We start from the raw sequence: 6,825 nt of genomic DNA, 5'->3' as shown, positions 1-6,825 counted from the left end.
CAGCCTGTGTTATCTTCTATTTTCTGCCGCAGCACTGTTTGTATTTCTTGCCGCTTCCGCAGGGGCAGGGATCATTGGGATATACTTTGGCATTCTCCCGCTTCTTTGGCCCTTTCTGCAACGTGTCATCCCGGTTGGTTCCGGTTACCTTCGCCACCTGCTCACGTTCTACCTTCTGTTCAATTCTCACATGGAACAAAAGACGCACGGTGTCTTCCTGAATATTGGCAATCATGCCGTCAAACATGTCATAGCCGCTCATTTTATATTCTACCAGAGGATCACGCTGACCGTATGCCTGCAGGCCGATGCCCTGGCGAAGCTGATCCATATCGTCAATATGATCCATCCACTTCCGGTCAATGACCTTTAACAGTACCATGCGCTCTAACTCACGCACTGCCTCCGGTTCCGGAAACTCCGCTTCTTTCATCTCATAAGCTTTCACAGCCTGTTCTTTCAAACGGTGCTTTAACTCATTGGCTTGAATTCCCCTCACATCTTCCGGCATCACCGGCTTTAAGGGAATAATCGGAATCAAAAGCTGATTCAATTCATTCAGATCCCATTCTCCGCTGTCCTGGTCTGCAGAAATACAGGTATCTACTGTATTCTCCACCCGATCTGTAATCATTTTATAGATGACATCCCGCATGCTCTCTCCGTCTAACACACGGCGGCGCTCCGCATAAATAATCTCCCTCTGCTCGTTCATAACCTGGTCATACTCCAGCAGATTCTTACGGATTCCGAAGTTATTGCTCTCAATCTTCATCTGAGCTTTCTCAATGGCGCTGGTAAGCATCTTGTGCTGAATCTGTTCATTCTCCGGCACCCCCAGAGCATTGAACATGCCCATCAGCTTCTCAGAACCAAACAGACGCATCAGATCGTCCTCCAGGGAGATGAAAAACTGGGATTCTCCCGGATCTCCCTGCCGTCCGGAACGTCCCCGGAGCTGATTGTCAATACGCCTGGATTCATGACGTTCCGTACCGATAATCTTCAGTCCCCCGGCAGCCTTAGCGTCCTCATCCAGCTTAATGTCCGTACCGCGGCCTGCCATATTGGTGGCAATGGTAACAGCCCCGTGCTGTCCTGCCTCCGCCACAATCTCAGCTTCCAGTTCATGGAACTTAGCGTTCAGAACCTTATGGGGAATGCCCCTCTTTTTCAGCATTCCGCTGATTAATTCTGAAGTTTCAATGGTAATGGTTCCCACCAGAACCGGCTGCCCTTTTGCATGGGCTATTTCAATTTCTTCCACTACTGCATGGAATTTCTCTTTCTTCGTCTTATATACGGCATCCTGCAAATCCTTCCGGATCACCGGCATATTGGTGGGAATCTCAATTACGTCCATCCCGTAAATATCACGGAATTCTTTTTCCTCCGTCAATGCCGTACCGGTCATGCCCGCCTTCTTATTATATTTATTAAAGAAATTCTGGAATGTAATATTGGCAAGGGTTCTGCTCTCCCGCTTTACCTTTACATGCTCTTTCGCTTCAATGGCCTGATGCAGACCGTCAGAATAACGTCTGCCGGGCATAATACGTCCGGTAAATTCATCTACAATCAGCACCTTCTCATCCTGAACCACGTAATCCTGATCCCGAAACATCAGATTGTGCGCCCTCAGCGCAAGGATTACATTGTGCTGAATCTCCAGATTCTCCGCATCGGCAAGATTCTCAATCCTGAAAAACCGCTCTACCTTCTTCACGCCTTCCGCCGTAAGATTTACCACTTTGTCTTTTTCATTGACAATGAAATCTCCCGTTTCTTCCTGCTCCACCCCCATCAGGGCGTCCATCTTGGAGAATTCCGGCATGTCCTCTCCCCGGACTAACTGCCTTGCCAGAATATCGCAGGCTTCATACAAACTGGTGGATTTCCCGCTCTGACCGGAAATAATCAGCGGGGTGCGGGCTTCATCAATCAATACGGAGTCCACCTCGTCGATGATGGCATAATGTAACTCACGCTGTACCAGCTGTTCCTTGTAGATCACCATATTGTCACGAAGGTAGTCAAATCCCAGCTCATTGTTGGTAACATACGTAATATCGCAATTGTAAGCTTCCCGCCGTTCATCGTTATCCATGGAATTCAGCACCACGCCTACGGTCAGGCCCAGAAACTCATGTACTTTTCCCATCCACTCCGCATCGCGGTGGGCCAGATAATCATTGACTGTAACTACATGGACGCCTTTCCCTTCCAGCGCATTCAGATAAGCCGGCAGGGTGGATACCAGTGTTTTTCCTTCACCGGTTTTCATCTCCGCAATACGGCCCTGATGGAGAATCACACCGCCGATCAGCTGCACGCGGTAGTGCTCCATTCCAAGGGTTCGCCTTGCCGCTTCCCGTACGACTGCATAAGCTTCCGGAAGAATTCCGTCCAGAGTCTCCCCTTCTTCCAGTCTCTTTTTGAACTCCTTCGTCTTACCTTTCAATTCCTCATCGGGCATCTCCATCATTGCCGGGCGGTAGGATTCAATCTTATCTATCATAGAATTAATCCTCTTCAGTTCCCGTTCGCTGTGAGTCCCGAATACTTTATTCATAATACCCATATACTATGCTCCTGTTTTCATTTCAGCAGAAAAACCGCCGTCGATTCTATTCCGTTTATAGCGGACAACTTCTTATATTGTACCACTGAATGATTTGATTCACAATACTTAATCCCATGAACGATTTATGAATTTTTTATGAAATCCACTTTTCCTGGGGCTGCTTTTATGCTATACTTTCTGTATTCTTTATGGATACTCCAAATAAATTTCTACAATTCTTACTGCAAAAGGAGAGAAAAAATGAGCTATGTTTATAAAACCAGAGGAACCTGCTCCACAATGATTGAGGTTGAGTTAGAAGGCAATGTTGTCAAGGATGTGAAATTCACCGGCGGATGCAACGGCAACCTGAAAGCCATCCCCAAGCTGGTGGAAGGTCTTACGGTAGACCAGGTGGAGGAAAAAATCGGCGGCATTTCCTGCAACGGCCGGCCAACCTCCTGCGGAGATCAGCTTGCCAAAGCCTGCCGCGCAGCTTATGAAGCATCTCTGGGCTAAAGTACAGAACAGGGGCTGACTGACATCCCCTGTTCTTTTTTTGCAGTTTAAATTTTCAGAATATTTTGCAGCTTATTTATACATTTCCAATTATAAGCATGTTTAATATAAATTTTTGAAAATAATTGTTGACATTTCAAGTTTTATTAGATATAATAAACTCAACAAAACAAAAGAAACACAACTTCAGGAAAAGGAGGTACAGACCCTTGGGAAAGACATGAAACATCTCTTAATCTAAGAAAGCGAGGTACGGACCACCAAAATATTAAGTGAACTGCCCTCAAATCGACATCATTGTACAGACTTGAATCAGAATTAAATTTTCTTCGTAAGAGAATTTTGAAACTGCAGGAAACGGAAGCTGAATTTTGAAACAGTGAAATTTCTTAGATGCTTAGGCGGAAGTTACATTTTCGGAATGGGAAATTATAATAAGGTTATTATCCTTTCGCAGTATTTGAAGTTTAATATTCGCAGACGTGATAACATCCGACCTTATATTTTCGGAATGGGAAGATGGAAGCATCTCCAGTAGCAGATATTAAGTTTTCTGATAAGGAATTTAAGTAAGTTTCTGGCAGATGGATAAGTTCAGAACAGAGTAATTTAATATCACTCAGAAATCAGGATAATTTTCAAAAGAAGCCCTGAATCAGCAATCAAAAGAAAACAGTGTATGATATTCCAGTAAGATACGTTGATTATATGGATACATACCATCGCATTCAGAGGTAGCAAAATTTCCGAAGGAATGAATCAGGATTTCAGAAAGAATGAGGTAAAAGTCCCATGGACAGCATAGTATAGAAGGCTGCATCAGATGAAATTGATATCGGTGCAGCCTTTTAATTGTGTACTTTTTTCGCTATAGTATTAGTATGCTTTTCCCCAGTAAATCAATTTATGGGCAGGTTTTCCGCAGCATACGCACACATCAGAAACTGCCTGCTGATCTTCTAACGGCATACATCTGGAGGTGGCTGTGGTGTCCTCTTTAATTTTATTCTCACATTCCACATCCCCGCACCACATGGCGCGGATAAATCCAGGTTTGTGTTCTACCGCATCTTTAAATTCCTCATAAGAAGTTACGTCTGTAATATGAGATTCCTGATGTTTTTTTGCCCGCTCGAACATTTCCTTCTGGATGATCTGAAGCAGCTCCGCCGCAGTTTTGGCAGCTTCGGCTATCGGACACTCTGTTTTCTCTCTGGTATCCCGGCGCACCAACACACATTTTCCTGCTTCTATATCCTTAGGCCCAAGCTCCACGCGGATTGGAATTCCCCTCATTTCCTGCTCTGAGAATTTCCATCCGGGGCTCTTATCACTGTCATCCATTTTCACCCGGATTCCTGCCTGAGTCAGCATATCCTTCAATTCTGATGCTTTGTCCAGAACTCCCTCCTTATGCTGCTGAATGGGGATAACCATAACCTGAACCGGCGCAATGGCAGGAGGCAGCACAAGGCCGGAATCATCTCCGTGCACCATAATAATCGCCCCAATCAAGCGGGTCGTCATTCCCCAGGAAGTCTGGTGAACATACTGCAGCTTATTATCTTTATCTGTATACTGAATGCCGAAGGCTTTTGCAAAACCGTCCCCAAAATTGTGACTGGTGCCGGACTGCAAAGCTTTGCCGTCATGCATCAATGCTTCAATGGTATAGGTGGCTTCTGCCCCTGCAAATTTCTCTTTGTCTGTTTTCTTTCCCCGGATCACTGGCATTGCCAGCACTTCTTCACAGAAATCTGCATACAGATGCAGCATCTGTTGGGTTCTCTCCTCTGCTTCCCCCGCAGTCGCATGGGCGGTATGCCCTTCCTGCCACAGAAATTCCCTGGAGCGCAGAAACGGCCTTGTTTCTTTCTCCCAACGAACCACCGAGCACCACTGGTTATAACATTTGGGCAAATCCCGGTAAGATTGAATGTCATTGGCATAAAAATCACAGAATAACGTCTCCGAGGTAGGTCTGACGCACATCCGCTCCTGCAGGGGATTCAGGCCGCCATGGGTTACCCACGCCACTTCCGGCGCAAACCCTTCCACATGATCTTTCTCTTTCTGCAGCAAACTTTCCGGAATAAACATGGGCATGTATACATTTTCCACCCCGGTTTCCTTAAACCTGCGATCCAATTCCTTTTGAATATTTTCCCAGATGGCATAGCCTGCCGGTTTAATTACCATGCATCCCTTCACACTGGAATAATCAATTAATTCTGCTTTTTTCACCACGTCTGTGTACCACTGTGCAAAATCCACATCCATGGATGTTATGGCTTCCACTAATTTTTTGTCTTTTGCCATAATTCCTTCCTCCTTTACTGATAGTTCTGTACCGAATCTTCCTCAATATGCAAAAAGCCGGACATCCAAATCCCAATAGGGACCGGACATCCGGCGGTACCACCCTGATTAACAACTTCACGTTATTCTCTCAACTGCCTTAACGCGGCTTCACGTCGTATTCTCATACGCGGCTCCAAGGCGGGTTCCAGATTTTTGTATGGGAAATCTCTCACCGTTGATTTCTTCTCTGTGCATCTTCCTGTCTGTACTAATCCTTTTCTTCGCCAGTTTTCCATCTCATATTACCGCATTCAGGCATCCCTGCGCTTATGGATATTCTAAGACAATTGCCCGGGATTGTCAAGCAAAGTTTCATAATAGATTTCTTTGATAAGGATGTAGGTAAGAGGGCCCAGGGCAAATCCCCACAAGCCATAAATCTTTAATCCCACATACATGCTCACAATCACCGCCAAAGGATGCATTCCCAGTTTATTTCCCAGCAGTTTCGGCTCTAAAATCTCACGCATCAGGCTGCATACCGTGTAAATAATAGTATATATGGCCGCCAGCATATACCTTCCCTGGATCAGTTCAATAATGGCCCAGGGCACAAAAATGGTGCCGGTTCCCAGAAATGGCATGGCGTCGCAGATTCCGATTCCGCACCCGGTCAGCAGCGCATATTCGTTTCCGGAAAAAAACAGTCCCAATACACAGATCACAGTGATAATGCACATAATGATAATCTGGGATTTGATATAGGCCCCGCCGGCCTCATACGTTCTGCGGCAGATTTTCAGCGCCATATTTCCCACCGGATGATGCTCCAGGGTTTCTCGCATTTTCCCGTAATCCTTCAGAATCAAAATCGTGCTGATCACCACGATAAAGCAGACGCCCAGAAATACAAACATATTTTTTGCATACAAAATGGTGCCGGACATAACAGTGGGAACCGCATTGGTTTTCATCCGGTTCATCATTTCCGGTATCTGCTTCTGCACGCCGTCCTGAATCATCTCCGCCTTTATTCCGGTAATGTTTTCAATCTGAAAGCAGCATTCCCGCCATAATTCTCCCGCCTGCTTTTTATACAGCTCCAGATTATCTATCACATTCTTAATCTGAACCGCCAGTGTTTTCACAAAAAAGTACAGTGCCAGGCCAAGCAGCAGCAACAGCAGTCCCACAAGCAGGGAGGACCAGACGCTTCTTTTCAGTTTTAATTTATTCTCCAGTTTTTCCACAAGCGGATTCAGGAGCTTTGCCAGTAAAAATGCCGTTAAAAAGGGAATTACCAACGGAAACAGCCAACGGATGCTGACATAGACCAAAACGGTAATTCCCAGAATTCTCACTATTCTCCGCATGCTTTCTTTCGCTTCTCTGTTCATGAAATCAGTATGCGGCGTTTTCTGCTTTTTATGCCGGAAAAATCT

4 protein-coding genes and 1 other annotated feature are annotated in these 6,825 nt (G+C 45.6%); of the genes, 1 reads left to right on the top strand and 3 read right to left on the bottom strand.

Annotation, left to right across the window (positions count from 1 at the left end):
- Positions 1 to 16: 16 nt before the first annotated feature.
- On the bottom strand, positions 17 to 2,581 hold the full coding sequence (gene secA / locus ACTO17_RS15825; RefSeq protein ID WP_172535637.1) for a preprotein translocase subunit SecA: 2,565 nt from the start codon (positions 2,579 to 2,581) through the stop codon (positions 17 to 19).
- 243 nt (positions 2,582 to 2,824) lie between these two features.
- On the opposite strand from secA, the gene ACTO17_RS15820 reads away from it, so the two are divergent.
- Entirely contained in the window at positions 2,825 to 3,082 is a 258-nt protein-coding gene (locus ACTO17_RS15820; protein ID WP_172539519.1) for a TIGR03905 family TSCPD domain-containing protein, read from the top strand.
- An 876-nt stretch (positions 3,083 to 3,958) separates the two neighbouring features.
- On the opposite strand, the gene proS is transcribed toward ACTO17_RS15820, so the two are convergent.
- Together proS and ytvI are read right to left on the bottom strand one after the other, a co-directional pair.
- On the bottom strand, positions 3,959 to 5,401 hold the full coding sequence (gene proS / locus ACTO17_RS15815; protein ID WP_172539518.1) for a proline--tRNA ligase: 1,443 nt from the start codon (positions 5,399 to 5,401) through the stop codon (positions 3,959 to 3,961).
- A gap of 74 nt (positions 5,402 to 5,475) precedes the next feature.
- Positions 5,476 to 5,674, bottom strand: a binding site (T-box leader).
- 47 nt (positions 5,675 to 5,721) lie between these two features.
- A complete protein-coding gene (gene ytvI / locus ACTO17_RS15810) occupies positions 5,722 to 6,756 on the bottom strand; it encodes a sporulation integral membrane protein YtvI (protein WP_482558601.1) in 1,035 nt (344 codons plus the stop codon).
- Between the last annotated feature and the right edge of the window lie 69 nt (positions 6,757 to 6,825).

The organism is Petralouisia sp., from assembly GCF_056822245.1.
The sequence above is the reverse complement of the archived record's forward strand: the minus strand, read 5'-3'. Positions and strand labels throughout refer to the sequence as shown.